The 16,004-nt window shown below is 43.0% G+C and carries 14 protein-coding genes; 11 read left to right on the top strand and 3 right to left on the bottom strand.

Going from position 1 to position 16,004, the window contains the following annotated elements:
• Positions 1–171: 171 nt before the first annotated feature.
• From purU to ACFQZX_RS03300, 3 genes are read right to left on the bottom strand one after another with little or no spacing between them, the layout of a single operon-like run.
• Positions 172–996 (bottom strand): formyltetrahydrofolate deformylase, encoded by an 825-nt coding sequence (gene purU / locus ACFQZX_RS03310; RefSeq protein ID WP_377111272.1) that lies wholly within the window; start codon positions 994–996, stop codon positions 172–174.
• A gap of 11 nt (positions 997–1,007) precedes the next feature.
• Positions 1,008–2,102, bottom strand: coding sequence for an acyltransferase family protein (locus ACFQZX_RS03305; protein WP_377111271.1), 1,095 nt, complete (start codon positions 2,100–2,102; stop codon positions 1,008–1,010).
• 24 nt (positions 2,103–2,126) lie between these two features.
• Complete coding sequence (locus ACFQZX_RS03300; protein ID WP_377111270.1) at positions 2,127–2,792, bottom strand: DUF1349 domain-containing protein; 666 nt, start codon at positions 2,790–2,792, stop codon at positions 2,127–2,129.
• 322 nt (positions 2,793–3,114) lie between these two features.
• On the opposite strand from ACFQZX_RS03300, the gene mraZ reads away from it, so the two are divergent.
• The 11 genes from mraZ to ACFQZX_RS03245 all read left to right on the top strand — a co-directional run bounded on the left by mraZ (position 3,115) and on the right by ACFQZX_RS03245 (position 15,998).
• A complete protein-coding gene (gene mraZ / locus ACFQZX_RS03295) occupies positions 3,115–3,579 on the top strand; it encodes a division/cell wall cluster transcriptional repressor MraZ (RefSeq protein WP_377111269.1) in 465 nt (154 codons plus the stop codon).
• Positions 3,572–4,474 carry a 16S rRNA (cytosine(1402)-N(4))-methyltransferase RsmH gene (gene rsmH / locus ACFQZX_RS03290; protein ID WP_377111268.1) on the top strand — a complete coding sequence of 301 codons (903 nt, stop codon included), beginning with the start codon at positions 3,572–3,574 and terminating at the stop codon, positions 4,472–4,474. Before mraZ ends, rsmH begins: the two co-directional genes overlap by 8 nt.
• Positions 4,471–4,881: an FtsL-like putative cell division protein gene (locus tag ACFQZX_RS03285; protein ID WP_377111266.1), complete on the top strand. Its 411-nt coding sequence runs from the start codon at positions 4,471–4,473 to the stop codon at positions 4,879–4,881. The genes rsmH and ACFQZX_RS03285 overlap by 4 nt, the downstream gene beginning before the upstream one ends.
• On the top strand, positions 4,881–6,971 hold the full coding sequence (locus tag ACFQZX_RS03280) for a penicillin-binding protein (RefSeq protein ID WP_377111264.1): 2,091 nt from the start codon (positions 4,881–4,883) through the stop codon (positions 6,969–6,971). Before ACFQZX_RS03285 ends, ACFQZX_RS03280 begins: the two co-directional genes overlap by 1 nt.
• Positions 6,968–8,428 (top strand): UDP-N-acetylmuramoyl-L-alanyl-D-glutamate--2,6-diaminopimelate ligase, encoded by a 1,461-nt coding sequence (locus tag ACFQZX_RS03275; protein ID WP_377111263.1) that lies wholly within the window; start codon positions 6,968–6,970, stop codon positions 8,426–8,428. Before ACFQZX_RS03280 ends, ACFQZX_RS03275 begins: the two co-directional genes overlap by 4 nt.
• 9 nt (positions 8,429–8,437) lie before the next feature.
• Positions 8,438–9,679 carry a phospho-N-acetylmuramoyl-pentapeptide-transferase gene (mraY, locus tag ACFQZX_RS03270; protein WP_377111261.1) on the top strand — a complete coding sequence of 414 codons (1,242 nt, stop codon included), beginning with the start codon at positions 8,438–8,440 and terminating at the stop codon, positions 9,677–9,679.
• A gap of 87 nt (positions 9,680–9,766) precedes the next feature.
• Positions 9,767–11,110, top strand: coding sequence for a UDP-N-acetylmuramoyl-L-alanine--D-glutamate ligase (murD, locus tag ACFQZX_RS03265; protein WP_377111279.1), 1,344 nt, complete (start codon positions 9,767–9,769; stop codon positions 11,108–11,110).
• Between the two features lie 100 nt (positions 11,111–11,210).
• Positions 11,211–12,362 (top strand): FtsW/RodA/SpoVE family cell cycle protein, encoded by a 1,152-nt coding sequence (locus ACFQZX_RS03260; RefSeq protein ID WP_377111260.1) that lies wholly within the window; start codon positions 11,211–11,213, stop codon positions 12,360–12,362.
• A 91-nt stretch (positions 12,363–12,453) separates the two neighbouring features.
• Positions 12,454–13,557 carry an undecaprenyldiphospho-muramoylpentapeptide beta-N-acetylglucosaminyltransferase gene (gene murG / locus ACFQZX_RS03255; protein ID WP_377111258.1) on the top strand — a complete coding sequence of 368 codons (1,104 nt, stop codon included), beginning with the start codon at positions 12,454–12,456 and terminating at the stop codon, positions 13,555–13,557.
• Positions 13,558–13,726: 169 nt separating this feature from the next.
• A complete protein-coding gene (murC, locus tag ACFQZX_RS03250; protein ID WP_377111256.1) occupies positions 13,727–15,082 on the top strand; it encodes a UDP-N-acetylmuramate--L-alanine ligase in 1,356 nt (451 codons plus the stop codon).
• Positions 15,075–15,998 carry a cell division protein FtsQ/DivIB gene (locus tag ACFQZX_RS03245; RefSeq protein ID WP_377111254.1) on the top strand — a complete coding sequence of 308 codons (924 nt, stop codon included), beginning with the start codon at positions 15,075–15,077 and terminating at the stop codon, positions 15,996–15,998. The genes murC and ACFQZX_RS03245 overlap by 8 nt, the downstream gene beginning before the upstream one ends.
• Positions 15,999–16,004: the final 6 nt, after the last annotated feature.

The raw sequence follows: 16,004 nt of genomic DNA, 5'->3' as shown, positions 1-16,004 counted from the left end.
CAGGATCATATTCCTTAAAGACTACCTTGCCTCCCATGCCTTTAAGTTACAAAAAATACACCTGAAACTAAAAGAAGCTGCCCTTTTGAGACAGCTTCTTTTTGTAATGTTAGGTGTATCTGGTCCTAATAAGGTTTCTCTTAATTAAAGCATGATATCATTAAGTTTTCATCACTCCAGCACAACCGTTTTATTCTTATAAACAAATACACGGTCGTCCAAAACCAATTTGAGTGCTTTGGCTAAAACTGCCGTTTCAATTTCTTTTCCGGCTTTCACCATATCCTCTACCGTAAGCGAGTGGTTGGCAGGAATGATCTGCTGGGCGATGATCGGCCCCTCGTCCAGCTCGTTGGTAACGTAGTGGGCTGTTGCGCCAATTAGTTTGACACCACGTTCATACGCTTGCCGATAAGGGCTGGCACCGGCAAATGCAGGCAAAAACGAGTGATGGATATTGATGATCTGCATCGGGAAGCGCCATACAAAATCCGGCGATAAGATCCGCATGAATTTTGCCAGTACCAGGTAATCAAACCCGTACTGCTGGATAATGTTGATGAGCTTTTCCTCAAAGCCGGCCTTGTCGTTACCTGCCTGTACCTCGTAAAACGGTATATCAAAACGCCTGCAGATATCGCTCAGTGTAGCATGGTTACCTATAACACATTGTACTGCTGCTCCCAGGGTGTTAAAGTAATTTCTGATAAGTATATCTGCAAGGCAGTGATACTCTTTGGTTACTAAGACAATTATCTTTTTTTGAGCAACTGGATTCACTTTTACCACGGCACCGTAGGGTAATAAGTCCACAAGCAGTTCCTCCAGTTCGGTAGCGCCATTAGCTTTATCAACCTCCAGGCGCATAAAAAACAGTTTTTCATTATTGTCAACATGTTCCTGCATGCTTACAATATTATAGTTTTGCCGGGCCAGTAAGCCGGATATGGCTGCAACAAGCCCTACACGGTCCGTGCACTGTATAACTATTATCATTGTTACTATTTTTAATGCTGATTCTCTTTAATTAAAGCGGTTTTCAGTCGTTGCCTTATCGGTATATCAAGCAAAACCATAACAAGGTAAGCGAAGCCAATAAGTACTAAAGTGCCTAAAATAGTAATCATAGTCATTTCGCTCATTGATGGCTTTTTAGCTTCTACCCAGCTCATAAACCACCAGATAAAAGGATAGTGTACCATATAAAGCGGGTAGGATATATTGCCTAAAAAATTACAAAGGCTTTTTATACTTCCGGATACATGCATGCCCGCGCCCAATGCCAGTAAAAACGGGAAATATAATATCACCATCAATGGTTCAACCACAGCGTTGTAGCTATCTCTGTAAGGTATCAGGAACACTATAAAAAGCATAACTGCAATTACAGCGAAACTGACCTTTGATCTGATGATCCATTGGGAACGGTAAACCAGTATACCGGCTAAAAAAGAGAAGCTCATACGCGCCAAACCGCCCCTCATGGTATCGCCGCTCCAGCCAAGGCTCAAATTTCCGGATACATGGGCTTCCCACAACAAGGCTATGGCAGCAATAACAGTTAATATCCATAGCACCGGTTTGCGCACCCTTACTAATACAAAAGCATAAATAATATTGGCGATATATTCAAAAAAGAGCGACCAGGTAGGCGGGTTTAAGTGAAAAAGGTTAAAGTATCTTTCTCTGACCAGGGCGTAAGGTATCATCAGGCAGGATGCCGCGAACATCATCACCAGGTTACCCTGATATTTTTGATACAGATCGCTCCATGGATCAAACAAAAAAGCCAGCAATCCAATAACCGACCCTATGATCACCAGGGGATGCAGCCGTATCAGCCTCAGCTTAAAAAAGTTTCCAATGCCAATCTTTGAAAGCCTCTGATCATACGCATAAGCTATTACGAAGCCCGAAAGACAAAAGAAAAAGTCTACCGCCAAAAAAGCATGAGCAATGAAACTGTTTTTATAATCGGGCTGCACAAGTTCCATAAAGTGAAATACAACTACAGAAATGGCAGCAACTCCTCTTAATCCGTCCAGAGTTTCGAAGTGTTGTTTAGTGGCAGCGAGATTAAGGCTGGTAGTCTGGTTGGTCATGGAATATAAAGAGTAAGTACTTGATTAATTAGCATTCTTTTTAAGCCACTCCAAACGGCGCTGATCCGGGAGGTGTTTTACTTTAAAGTTTTCAAATTTGGCTTCAAAGCCTTTGCCATCCGGCGATGCTGCCATTAATCCAACCATAACAGGCTTGTTATCCTGTAATGGTGCGTTACGTGTCATGGTGTAATTAATATCATCAAAAGAGTAAAATACCTCTACTGCATCAAGGCGCCTTATCACTTTTATCCAGATAAAAGGGGGTATTTTATCAAGGGTAGTTACACTCCAGTCGCTGGTGTGGTGAGTTACAACAGTGCTTACGTTAAATTTTCCGTCAACAAATTCAACGCCTGTTTTAATGTAGTTCTCATGGTCTGTACGTATCATTAGGCCCATTTGGTCAAACCTGGCTTTGTAGCCACCTGTCAGTTTAACTTTAGCTTCAAACTCGCCGCCGTAGGTAGTATAATAAAAAGGTGCATCATCAACCGTAAAGCCATAGTGGGATATTCGCCAATAATCGCTTTGCGGGGTAACCGTCATGGTCAGGCTATTATTCCTGATCTCCCACTTTTCCGGTTCATTAAACCACTGCATTTTGTCCAGACTTTGGGCCATGGCTGTATCAACAGCACCTAAGGCAAGCATTCCAATTAACAGGTTTTTAGTTTTTGTTTTAATCATGTTGGTAGATGTTCAGGTATAAAGTTCTATCTACAATTATAATTATTCCAATCGGCGGTTCATAACGCAAATATGTATGCCATTTTCTACCACCTTGCAGTTAACAGGATCAGTTGCTGATTAGCATTTACATAAATAACTGATAAATAGGTTGTTGATTAATAATGTAATGGAAGCCACCAGTTTGTGATTAATGGTCTTGGAGTAAAAAAATCAAAAACAAGGACACCTAAAAATTGTTGAAAACTTTTAGTGGGGGAAAGTGGGGAAAAGTGGTAGAAGTAATTTAATTTTACGTTACAATAATTGCCGACAAACTATAATGTCCTACTTAACCGGAGAATTTGAATGTAAACTTGATGCCAAGGGGCGGATGATGATCCCTGCAGGCCTTAAGAAACAGCTTCCAGAAGCTGAGTCTGAAGGTCTTGTGATCAACCGCGGCCTTGAAAAGTATCTTGTTATTTACACAAAAACCGAGTGGGACAAGAAGCTTGATGAGCTGAGCAAACTTAATGAATACGACAGAAAGGCTATCCAGTTTGTGAGATATTTTACCGGTGGCGCTACGCATTTGCAGCCCGACGCTTCCGGAAGGGTTAATTTGCCAAAAAATCTGCTGGATTATGCCGGTATTAGCGGCGATGTAGTATTAACCTGCCTTTTAAATAAAGTAGAGGTTTGGGACAAAAAGGCTCATCAGGAAATGATCAATAACGAGCCGGAGAATTTTGCCGACCTGGCCGAAGAGGTGATGGCTAACAAAGGAAGGGGGCGTAATGAGTAATTATCATGTACCCGTAATGTTGCAGGAGTGTATTGAGGCTTTAAATATAAAGCCAAACGGTACTTATGTAGACGTAACCTTTGGCGGTGGCGGCCATTCCCGCGAAATAATGAAACATCTGGGTGATGGCGGCAGATTGCTGGCATTTGACCAGGATGCCGACGCGCAGCAGAATATAATTGAAGACGAGCGTTTTACGTTTGTAGATCAAAATTTCAGGTATCTGAAAAATTTTGTGCGTTTGCACGATGCTTTGCCGGTAGATGGAATACTGGCTGATCTGGGGGTTTCATCCTACCAGTTTGACCAGGCTGAGCGGGGATTCTCTATTCGCTTTGATGCCGAGTTGGATATGCGAATGAACCAGTCGTCGGATTTAACCGCAAAAGAGGTGGTGAACACTTATAGTGAGGCCGACCTTCACCGCATTTTTGGGGTGTACGGAGAAATAAAGAATGCCAGATCGCTGGCTAAAACCATTGCTACAGCAAGGCTTAACAGTTCGCTGAATAGTATAGCGGATTTAAAAAACGCTATTGCCGGACTTATTCCGCGTGGTAAAGAAAACAAGTACCTGGCACAGGTTTTCCAGGCGCTGCGGATAGAGGTGAACCAGGAGCTGGAAGCTTTGAAGGATTTTTTGCAGCAATCGGCCGATGTGTTGGCTGCCGGCGGCAGGCTGGTGGTGATGTCATACCATTCGCTGGAAGACAGGTTGGTAAAAAATTTCATTGCCAAAGGAAAATTCAGCGGCGAGGTGGAGAAAGATATTTATGGAAATGATAGCCGCCCGTTAGAGGCGGTTAGCCGGGGAGCTATTACAGCTACCGACGAAGAAATAATGAATAATAACAGGGCGCGAAGCGCGAAACTTAGAATAGCTGTAAAAAGATGACCAATCGTTTACGTACAGAAATTCAGGAAGAAGAAGAGCTGGAAAAGGAGCTTATTGTTGAGGAAAAACCTAAAACAAAGGATTTTTCTGACAATTTTATCATGCAGTTCCTTACCAGGGGCGTTATCTCTACAGAGCAAGCCACCCGGGCGTTGCCCTTTATTATATATATAGCTTTCCTGGGAATGCTGTATATAGCTAACCGCCACTTGTCTGAAAACAACGTACGCGATATTGATAAAATAAGTAAAGAAGTAAAAGAACTGAGCTGGGAATATAAAAGCAGCAAGGCAGATCTGGCCTTTAAAAGTACATTAACAGAGGTGGCTAAGCGGGCAGATACATTAGGGATAAGGGAGCCAAACGAACCACCGCAAAAAATAACAGTAAAGGAGGATGCAGAGTAATGGGTATCAGAACTAACATATTGCTTAGGGTTTACCTGGCTTTTGGGTTGATCCTGCTTTTTGCTGCAGCGGTACTTTTTCAGTTATGCAGGGTACAAATTGTACAGGGCGAAAAATGGAAAGCCATGTCGCGCAGCCTTACTACGCGTATGCGCAATGTAGAAGCTGCGAGAGGTAATATATTTTCGGTAGATGGCAGTTTACTGGCTACATCGGTGCCTGAGTACGAGCTGCGTATGGATATGCTGGCCGGTGGGATAGAGGATGAAAAGATATTTGATGACAAGGTAGATTCTTTGTCGCGTAAATTGTCTGGCTTTTTTGGAGATAAATCCGCGCGTGAGTATTCTCGCTTGTTGCGCGATGCGCGAAAAGAAAAGTCACGCTATCATTTGCTTAAGCGCCGTGTAACATACACTCAGCTTAAAACAGTGCGTACCTTCCCAATTTTTAATATGGGTAAATATAAAGGTGGCTTAATTGCCGTGCAGCAGAATAAGCGCATTATGCCTTTCCGCTCATTGGCCGCGCGTACAATAGGTTATAAAAATGCAAATGTTAAAAACGGCGTTGGGCTTGAAGGTGCCTATGCCGAGTTTATTGATGGTGAAAGCGGCAAGCGCCTGGAGCGCCGTATGGCGGGTGGGGTTTGGATGCCCGTTAATGATGATTTTGAGATAGCGCCAAAGGATGGTGCTGATATCATATCTACCATTGATATAAATATGCAGGACCTGGTGCAAAACGCATTGGAAAAGCAACTAATAATCACCAAAGCTGATCATGGTACAGCTATTTTAATGGAAGTAGCAACAGGCGAAGTAAGGGCCGTGGCTAATTACTCACGCATGCCCGATGGCTCTTTCAAAGAGAAGTTTAACTACGCTATTGCAGGTAATCAAGACCCGGGTTCAACCTTCAAGCTGGCATCATACATGGCTTTGCTCGAAGATCATAAGGTAGACACCAACACCATGGTTAATACTGGTGATTACCCAATACCGGGGCACAGAATTAAAGATTCTCATGGAAGTATCGGCAGAGTAACGGTAAAAAAAGCCTTTGAAAAATCATCAAACGCAGCTGTTGCTTACCTTGTTAATACAAGTTATAAGGATAATCAATCTGCCTTTACCGATCACCTTTATAACTGGCACCTGAACGAAAAAATGCATCTGCAGATACCGGGCGAAGCCCAGCCGGTGGTAAAAAACCCAAGCAACCGTAGCTGGAACAAAAACATGACCCTGCCGCAAATGGCTTACGGTTACGAGATGCAGCTAACCCCGCTAAAAATGCTGAGCTTTTACAATGCCGTTGCCAATAATGGTAAAATGGTAACCCCTGTATTTGTTAAGGAGATAAGAAGGTTAGGAAATACTGTTGAGCGTTTCCAATCCCGCGTTATAAATGAGAAGATATGCTCTGACGTTACCTTGAAAAAAATGCAGGAAATGCTTGAAGGTGTAGTGTTAGAGGGCAGCGGCCGGGAGTATGTTTATAACCCATTGTACAAAATAGCCGGTAAAACGGGTACAGCACAGGTTGCTGACGCTAATAAAGGTTACAAAGCAAAGAAGCAATACCAGGCATCGTTTTGCGGTTACTTTCCGGCAGATCATCCTAAGTATTCATTAATAGTGGTTATAAACGATCCTAAAAATGGATACTATGCTGCATCAGTTGCAGGCCCGGCTTTCAGAGAAATTGCCGACAAGATTTATGCGGGTGATATGGCACTTAACCAGTCGCCCACACATCTGGTTGGTAACACAACGCTGCCAAAGTTTAAAAAGGGAAACCTTGTCGCGCTTAAAAAGGTGTACCAGAAGCTTAACGTAAAGCCGCTGTACGCGTCGGCATCACTTAGCGGTATTGATACCAGTAACGGCATCGCGTTTGAGGAAAATAAATATAAAACCGGCACAGTGCCGGATGTAACCGGCATGGGCTTGAGCGATGCATTATTTGCTTTAGGTAATGCCGGTTATAAAGTATCTGTAAAAGGGAGCGGCACAGTAACTACGCAATCTGTTACCGGCGGCAGTTTAATACCCAAAGGATCAAAAATAAAAATAGAACTGCAATGAGATACCTAAGCGATATATTAGAAGGTGTAGCCTTTACCGAACTGCAGGGAAGCGCCGACGTAGAAATATCTGCCGTTGTGTTTGATTCGCGCAAAGTAGTATCCGGTTGTTTATTTGTTGCTGTAAAAGGAACTGCTGTTGATGGGCATGATTATATAGATCAGGCCATTAAAGATGGCGCCATTGCCATAGTATGCGAAGAGTTGCCAGCGCATACAGCTGCAGCGGTAGACTTTCTGATGGTTGCAGATTCCGCTAAAGCGCTGGGTACTATTGCCGCAAATTTTTACGAAAACCCATCTACTAACCTAAAGTTGGTTGGAGTAACGGGCACCAATGGTAAAACCACCATTGCTACATTGCTTTATAAGCTTTTTAGTGATCTCGGTTACAAGTGCGGTTTGCTTTCTACTGTGGAAAATCAGATCAACGGCAAAATCATACCCTCAACACACACCACGCCCGATCCGGTGGCTCTAAACAAACTGCTGGCCGATATGGTTGATGAAGGTTGCGATTATTGCTTTATGGAGGTGAGTTCTCATGCCGTTTCACAGCACCGCATAGAAGGTTTAAAGTTTTCAGGAGCGATATTTTCTAACCTGACGCATGATCACCTGGATTATCATAAAACATTCGACAGTTACTTAAAAGCTAAAAAGGCCTTTTTTGATAAACTGCCTAAAAATGCATTTGCATTAACAAACGTAGATGATAAGAACGGTAATGTAATGCTGCAAAACACTTCTGCGCATAAAAAGAGCTATGGCCTTAAAAGCATGGCCGACTATCGCGCGCGGATCATCGAAAATCAGTTCAGTGGTTTGCTGCTTAACATAGATGGGGAAGAAGTTTGGTTTAAACTGGTGGGCACTTTCAATGCTTATAACTTGTTGGCAGTGTATTCGGCAGCAATGCTTTTAGAGCAGGATAAAGCTAAGGTATTGGTAAGCCTTAGCAAACTTACCGGCGCCGAAGGCAGGTTTGAGTACATTACGGCTCCGAACAAAGTGATTGGTATAGTAGACTATGCCCACACGCCTGACGCTGTGCAGAACGTACTGAGCACTATACATGATATCCGGAACAGTAACGAAAAAGTAATTACCGTGATTGGTTGTGGTGGCGACAGGGATAAAACCAAGCGCCCGGTAATGGCTAAAGTAGCTTGTGAATGGAGCGATAAGGTGATTTTGACCTCAGACAATCCAAGAACCGAAGACCCATCGCAGATCATTAAGGATATGGAAGAAGGGGTAGATCCGGCTTTTAAGCGTCACACGCTAAGCATTGCCGACAGGCGCGAGGCTATTAAAACCGCTTGTATGCTGGCCAAACCAGGCGATATTATCCTGCTGGCTGGTAAGGGCCATGAAAAGTATCAGGAAATCAATGGCGTTAAAAACCATTTTGACGATATGGAAGAGCTGAGTGAACAATTTAAAAATTTGGATTAAACGACGCCAATGCTATACTACCTGTTTAACTACTTAAGTAAAAATTACAGCATCCCGGGGATTGGTGTGTTCCAATACATCACTTTCCGTATGGCTATGGCGGTAATAGTATCATTGCTGGTTACCACGGTGTATGGCCGCAGGCTGATAGATTATTTGCGCTTTAAACAGGTTGGCGAAACAGTAAGGAACCTGGGCCTTGAAGGGCAAATGCAAAAATCCGGTACCCCAACAATGGGAGGTGTTATCATCATATTAGGCATACTTGTACCAACGCTGTTATTTGCAAAATTGGATAACATTTATATAATCATGATGCTGGTAACTACCGTTTGGCTCGGATTGATCGGCTTTTTAGATGATTACATTAAAGTTTTCAAAAGGAATAAAGAAGGCCTTGCCGGAAAGTTCAAAATAACCGGGCAGGTTGGGCTGGCACTAATTATAGGGTGGACAATGTATTTCCATCCGCAGATAACCATACGCCAGGAAGTTAAGTTGCCGGTTAAATATGATGCCCCGGTTGATTTTCACATGCGCGGCGAAAAACCGGTATATACACAGGATATTAAATCGACAAAGACCACAATGCCTTTTTATAAAAACAATGAGTTTGACTATGCAAAGGTTTTAAAGTTCATTGGCTCTGGCTATGAGCATTATGGCTTACTGGTATTTATGGTTTTTGTGATAGTGATCATAACTGCAGTATCCAACGGAGCAAACATCACCGATGGTATAGACGGGCTGGCGACGGGTACTTCGGCTATTATTGGCCTTACCCTGGCTATATTGGCTTATGTATCAGGTAACATTATTACGGCCGATTATCTCAACATCATGTACATACCTAACTCGGGCGAGCTGGTGATTTTTGCCGGTGCGTTTGTGGGGGCATGTGTTGGTTTTTTATGGTACAACTCATATCCGGCGCAGGTATTTATGGGCGATACAGGCAGTTTGGCCATAGGAGGTATTATAGCCGTATTTGCTATCATTATCCGGAAAGAACTGTTAGTGCCGGTATTGTGTGGTATTTTCCTGGTTGAGAATATCTCTGTAATGATGCAGGTAGGCTGGTTCAAGTATACTAAAAAGAAATACGGGGAAGGCCGAAGGATATTCCTGATGGCGCCGTTGCACCACCATTACCAGAAGAAGGGATTCCATGAATCTAAAATAGTTACACGCTTTTGGATCATCTGCATCTTCCTGGCAATTATAACAGTGATAACGTTGAAGTTAAGATAAAAAGCCCATTGGCCATAGTTGATGGCCCATGGCAGAAAATAAAGTGAAAATTTAATAATGGTCTATTGACCATGGACTATGAACGAAATGGGAACAAATAACAAAATAGCTATCCTCGGCGCAGGCGAAAGCGGCGTTGGGGCGGCATACCTTGCCCAACAGCAGGGCTATGATGTTTTTGTTTCTGACTTTGGGCCGATAGCCGATCATTACAAACAGCAACTTCAGGACTGGAACATACGCTTTGAAGAAAACGGACATACGGAAGCCGAAATACTGAACGCGGCAGAAGTAGTTAAAAGCCCGGGAATACCTGATAAGGCGCCGATGATCAAAAGCTTGCTTGAAAAAGGTATTCCGGTAATCTCTGAAATTGAATTCGCCGGGAGGTACACAGATGCGAAAATGATATGTATAACAGGTTCTAACGGTAAAACTACAACTACCAGCCTTACTTATCATATCCTTAAGAATGCAGGTTTGAACGCAGGCCTTGCAGGCAACATAGGCAAAAGTTTTGCCTACCAGGTGGCAACAGAGAGGTTTGATTGGTATGTATTGGAGATAAGCAGTTTTATGCTGGATAACATGTACCGGTTTAAGGCAGATGTAGCGGTATTGCTGAACATCACGCCGGATCACCTGGACAGGTACGATTACAAAATGGAAAATTACGCGGCATCTAAGTTCAGGATAACGCAGAACCAGACAGCGGCCGACTATTTTATTTATTGCGCCGATGACGCAGAAACGCTGAAAGTGCTTGAAGGAAAACAGATGGCGGCGCAGCAACTGCCATTTTCTATAGAAAAACAAATTGAAACGGGAGCATATCTCGATCAGGATAAACTAATTATAAACGTCAACAAACAACATTTTACAATGTCAATTAACGAACTGGCCCTGCAGGGAAAGCACAACATCTACAACTCTATGGCTTCTGGTATAGTTGCCAAGGTGCTTGAGCTACGCAACGAAACGATCAGAGAGAGCATGGGTAATTTCCGCAATATCGAGCACCGGCTCGAGTCTGTTGGCAAAGTATCCGGTATCAGCTTCATCAATGATTCTAAGGCAACCAACGTAAACTCTACCTGGTATGCACTGGAAAGCATGACAACCGATGTTGTGTTGATATTAGGTGGTGTTGATAAAGGCAACGATTACGGTATGCTGAAAGACCTGGTTAAGCAAAAGGTAAAAGCAATTGTATGCCTTGGTAAAGACAACAAGCGCATACATGATGCTTTTGAAGACGATGTAGAAGTGATTGTAAACACCGGCTCGGCGCAGGAAGCGGCGCAGGTGGCTTATCACCTGGCAGAAAAAGGAGATACCGTATTGCTTTCGCCGGCCTGCGCCAGTTTCGACCTATTTAAAAATTACGAGGACAGGGGCAGGCAGTTTAAGGCTGCTGTAAGGGAATTGTAAGATTAGTCCATGGTCGGATAGTCGATAGACCATGGATAGTTAGATAAATATCAGTTAAAACGACTATGGACAATGGTCCATTGACTATAGACTTAAACAAATGAACCAAATACTCAATAACGTAAAAGGAGACCGCTGGATATGGCTGATAGTCATATTGCTGTCGGTGCTGTCTATGCTGGCGGTATATAGTTCAACAGGTACGCTTGCATATAAACAGGGTAAAGCAACGGAGTTTATACTGATGAAGCACATGTTTATGATTATCGGTGGTTTAGCATTGATGTATTTTTCGCACCTGCTGGATTACCGCTACTATGCCGGTATATCCAAACTACTGATGGTGGTAACGCTGCCCCTTTTGTTATATACACTGGTGTTTGGTAACCACGTAAATGATGCAAGCCGCTGGATAGCTATACCTGGTACAGGTTTAACCTTCCAGACATCAGATTTAGCCAAGCTTGCCCTGATAACTTACTTAGCACGTACCCTATCGCGCAAGCAGGAAAATATAAAGGATGTTAAACAATCGTTTATCCCTATCATGGGTTCGGTTTGCGTGGTGTTTATACTGATTGCTCTTGCTAACCTTTCTACAGCTTTAATGCTGTTTGGGGTAAGCATTCTACTACTGATCATCGGTCGTATCAGTATAAAGCAAATTTCGGTGGTATGCCTGGCAGGGGCAATATTACTGGCTGGCGTAATATTTTTAGGTCCGCGCCGCGCCACGTATATTTCACGTGTGCATGCATTTATGCATCCTGAAACGGCCGATCCGGATAAATCATTCCAGTCGGACCATTCAAAGATAGCCATAGCTACCGGCGGATTTTTTGGCAAAGGCCCGGGTAACAGTACCGAGCGTAATTATTTGCCTCACCCATATTCGGATTTTATTTATGCAACAATAATAGAAGAATATGGTTTAATTGGCGGCTTTGCACTGGTGGCTATTTACCTGTTTTTATTATACAGATGTATAAAAATTGTGACCAAAGCGCCTAAGGCATTCGGTGCACTACTGGCTTGCGGCCTAAGTTTCAGTTTAACTATCCAGGCGTTTGCTAATATGGCTGTTGCCGTTGGCTTAGGGCCGGTAACTGGTGTACCACTACCGCTGGTAAGCATGGGGGGTACATCCATATTATTTACGAGTATAGCCTTTGGTATCATACTATCGGTAAGCAAGGATATTGATGAACCACGCAAAGTGGTTGTAGGAGAGATTAGAGAAGTAGCAGTATAAAGAATTATAGATTTAAGAGTTACGAATTACGATTTGTGTTTAAGCAAGAGCGTGATTAGGATTTAGAGTTTAGAATTTAAAGTTTCAAAAGATGGCTAAAAGGATCATTATAAGCGGAGGTGGCACAGGCGGGCATATATTCCCGGCTGTGGCAATTGCCAACGCGTTAAAAAAGCTTGATCCCGATACCGAAATATTGTTTGTAGGAGCCAATGGCCGCATGGAAATGGAAAAAGTTCCGGCGGCCGGCTATAAAATAATCGGGCTGGATATACAGGGCATCCAACGTAATTCAGTGTGGAAAAATGTCATGTTCCCGGTAAAGCTTTTGCGAAGCGTACGCAAGGCTATAGGTATCATAAAAGATTTTAAACCAGATGCCGCTGTTGGTGTTGGAGGTTATGCATCTGGTCCGTTGTTATATGCGGCATCTTTAAAAGGTATACCTACACTTATACAGGAGCAAAATTCTTATGCAGGTATTACCAACAAATGGCTGGGCGCAAAGGCGAAAAAAATATGTGTGGCTTTTGATGGTATGGAAAAGTTTTTTCCTTTTGATAAGATCATCAAAACCGGTAATCCAATCCGTAAAGAATCGGTGAATATTGCCGGCAAGCATATGCAGGCATTGGAACTGTACAAGCTGTCATCGTTCAAAAAAACGATATTGATTACCGGCGGTAGCCTTGGCGCACGCACTTTGAACAACAGCATACTGGCCGGCCTGGATAAGATCATTGCAGCAGATGTACAAGTGATATGGCAAACCGGCAAGTTTTATTACAAGAGCATCATTGAGCAATTGGGCGAAAACCGGCACCCGGACGTATGCGTAGTTGAATTCCTTAACCGTATGGATCTGGCTTATGCGGCTGCAGATGTAATAATATCTCGTGCTGGTGCGGGAACCATAGCCGAGTTGTGTGTAATTAAAAAGCCGGTTATACTGGTGCCCTCGCCAAACGTGGCTGAGGATCATCAAACAAAAAATGCATTGGCTTTGGTGCAGGAGCGGGCAGCCGTTTTTGTTGCCGACCGCGATGCAGAAGCAAAACTTGTTGACAAGGCTCTTGAGCTTTTAAATGATATTGATTTACAAAAAAAATTAAGCAGTAATATCGGCAAGCTGGCACTCCCGGATGCAGATGAAGTTATTGCGAAAGAGGTTATCCAAATAACACACAACAATTAAAGTAAAAGCCCCTGCCTTTCAGGGCAGGGGGCTTTTTTGGTGGTGAGTAGTTGATTGTGTGATTTTGGAAATAGTTAATTAGTGATTAATAATAAAATAAAATTGTGTTAGGAAGCGATTGGGGTGATTGTAAAACCACTCACCACTCACTTACTTACCATTTACCAATATGGAGCTAAACAACATAAAACGGGTATACCTTGTAGGGATTGGCGGCATAGGCATGAGCGGCCTTGCGCGCTATTTCCATCACTTAGGTTGTGTTGTTTGCGGATACGATAAAACCCACACGCCTTTAACAGAGGCGTTGCACAACGAGGGTATTTGTATAATTTATGAGGACAGGGTTGAGGGAATACCCATAAGCTTTTTGCAGCCTGATAAAGGTACCCTGCTTATTTATACGCCGGCTATTCCAAAAGATTCCGTTATACTAAATTACTTTAAACATAAGGGTTTCGAAGTATACAAGCGCTCCCAGGTATTAGGTATTATTAGTAAAGGTATGTTCACTATTGCGGTGGCCGGTACGCATGGTAAAACTACTACCTCGGGTATGATAGCACATATCCTGAAAGACTCTGGTAAGGATTGTTCTGCCTTTTTGGGAGGCATATCCTCCAATTATGAAACCAACGTGCTTTTTGGCAGCAACAATATTGTAGTGGTTGAGGCCGATGAGTATGATCGTTCTTTCCTTACCCTGTACCCGGATGTTGCCATAGTAACATCTATGGATGCGGACCATCTTGATATATACGGAGATCACTCAAGCCTGGAAGAATCATTTCGTTTGTTCGCTTCGCAAATAAAACAGGGAGGTACACTGATATATCATAAAGGGCTGCCATTAGGGAATGGCTTTACCTACGCTATTAACGATGAGGCTCAGGCCATGGCTGTTAATGTGCGCATTGCAGACGGTAGCTTCTTTTTTGATTTTACCGACGGCAAGGTAAGTATCCCTAACATACGCATGGGAATTGCGGGCCTGCACAATGTTGAAAATGCTGTGGCAGCCATAGAGGCAGCTTTACATGTAGAGGTTGAGCCTGATGCTATACGGGAAGCATTAGGTTCTTTTAAAGGTATCAAACGCCGTTTTGAGTATATCATCAAAACAAAAGAGCAAGTGTTTATTGATGATTATGCGCACCACCCGGAAGAGCTGCGTGCAGCCATAACATCAGTAAAAAGGTTATATCCTGATAAAAAGCTTACGGTGATCTTTCAGCCACATTTATTCACCCGTACGCGTGATTTTGCCGACGGGTTTGCCGAAGTGCTGGATATGGCTGATGAAACAATATTGCTTGATATCTATCCGGCACGCGAGTTACCTATACACGGCGTAAACAGTGATATGATACTCAGCAGAATGAAAATGTTGAATAAACGGAAATGTGGAAAACAAGAAGCCGTTGATATTGTGCGCTTTGAAAAACCTGAGCTACTTTTAACAGTAGGCGCAGGAGATATTGATGCTATGGTTCAACCATTTAAAAACGCATTGCAAAATGTTTAAGAAACGCGTATGGAAACCACTTTTAATAGGTTTTGGCTGGCTGGTAAGCCTGGCCGGCCTGGTGGTGCTTATGAGTTTCATTGAAGTTAAAAAGGATGAGCTGGCATGTAAAAAAGTAAAAATCTTCATTCCCGGCAACCAGTATTTTATAGACAGGCAGGAAATTGATAATATTTTGCTGGTAAGCAGCAACAACCTGGTTGGCCGCAAGCTTAAAAATATCGACATACAACAACTGGAGAAAAGGTTAAAGCGTAACCCGTTTGTAGAGTATGCTAATGTGTATGAGGATATGGATGGCACATTAGAGGTAGAAGTGGTGCAGCGTAAGACTATGCTGCGTATAATGAACCGTTTTGACCAAGACTTTTACGTTGACGAGCACGGGCTTAAAATGCCGCTGTCGCCAAACTTCACAGCGAAGGTGCTGGTAGCCAACGGTAGTATCGACGAGTTGTTTGCCAACCGGGTAGACTCGCTGCATACCGCGCTGGCAAAAGATATTTATAAAACTGCCGATTTCATCAGGAAGGATTCTTTATGGGATGCGCAGATAGCACAGATTTATGTAAATACCGATCACGAAATAGAACTGGTACCAAGGGTAGGCAACCAGCGCATTTTGTTAGGAAATGCCGACTCATTAGAGGTTAAATTCAATAACCTGAAGGCATTTTATAAACAGGCGCTGCCTTTGGTTGGCTGGGATGCCTATAAATTGATCAATATAAAATATTATAACCAGGTAGTTGGTGTAAAGAACGAAACATTGCTCGATTCGCTTAAAAGGCGCAAGGCTTTCATGGCCGATTCTGCTGAAAAAGCAATGTTAAGAGCAAAGAGAGATTCAGCTGTAAATGGAGATGATGTGCCGGTTATAGATAATGCAGATAAAAAGACATCTATTAAAAACTAAAAGTAT

This window comes from Mucilaginibacter litoreus (assembly GCF_042676805.1).
GTDB classification, from domain to species: domain Bacteria; phylum Bacteroidota; class Bacteroidia; order Sphingobacteriales; family Sphingobacteriaceae; genus Mucilaginibacter; species Mucilaginibacter litoreus.
This window is presented reverse-complemented; position numbering and strand designations above follow the sequence as displayed.

Bases quoted from the DNA above. Each gene is read 5' to 3' on its own strand.
- purU (WP_377111272.1), bottom strand. From the start codon at position 996: ATGATAATAGTTATACAGTGCACGGACCGTGTAGGGCTTGTTGCAGCC.
- ACFQZX_RS03305 (WP_377111271.1), bottom strand. From the start codon at position 2,102: ATGACCAACCAGACTACCAGCCTTAATCTCGCTGCCACTAAACAACAC.
- ACFQZX_RS03300 (WP_377111270.1), bottom strand. From the start codon at position 2,792: ATGATTAAAACAAAAACTAAAAACCTGTTAATTGGAATGCTTGCCTTA.
- mraZ (WP_377111269.1), top strand. From the start codon at position 3,115: ATGTCCTACTTAACCGGAGAATTTGAATGTAAACTTGATGCCAAGGGG.
- rsmH (WP_377111268.1), top strand. From the start codon at position 3,572: ATGAGTAATTATCATGTACCCGTAATGTTGCAGGAGTGTATTGAGGCT.
- ACFQZX_RS03285 (WP_377111266.1), top strand. From the start codon at position 4,471: ATGACCAATCGTTTACGTACAGAAATTCAGGAAGAAGAAGAGCTGGAA.
- ACFQZX_RS03280 (WP_377111264.1), top strand. From the start codon at position 4,881: ATGGGTATCAGAACTAACATATTGCTTAGGGTTTACCTGGCTTTTGGG.
- ACFQZX_RS03275 (WP_377111263.1), top strand. From the start codon at position 6,968: ATGAGATACCTAAGCGATATATTAGAAGGTGTAGCCTTTACCGAACTG.
- mraY (WP_377111261.1), top strand. From the start codon at position 8,438: ATGCTATACTACCTGTTTAACTACTTAAGTAAAAATTACAGCATCCCG.
- murD (WP_377111279.1), top strand. From the start codon at position 9,767: ATGGGAACAAATAACAAAATAGCTATCCTCGGCGCAGGCGAAAGCGGC.
- ACFQZX_RS03260 (WP_377111260.1), top strand. From the start codon at position 11,211: ATGAACCAAATACTCAATAACGTAAAAGGAGACCGCTGGATATGGCTG.
- murG (WP_377111258.1), top strand. From the start codon at position 12,454: ATGGCTAAAAGGATCATTATAAGCGGAGGTGGCACAGGCGGGCATATA.
- murC (WP_377111256.1), top strand. From the start codon at position 13,727: ATGGAGCTAAACAACATAAAACGGGTATACCTTGTAGGGATTGGCGGC.
- ACFQZX_RS03245 (WP_377111254.1), top strand. From the start codon at position 15,075: ATGTTTAAGAAACGCGTATGGAAACCACTTTTAATAGGTTTTGGCTGG.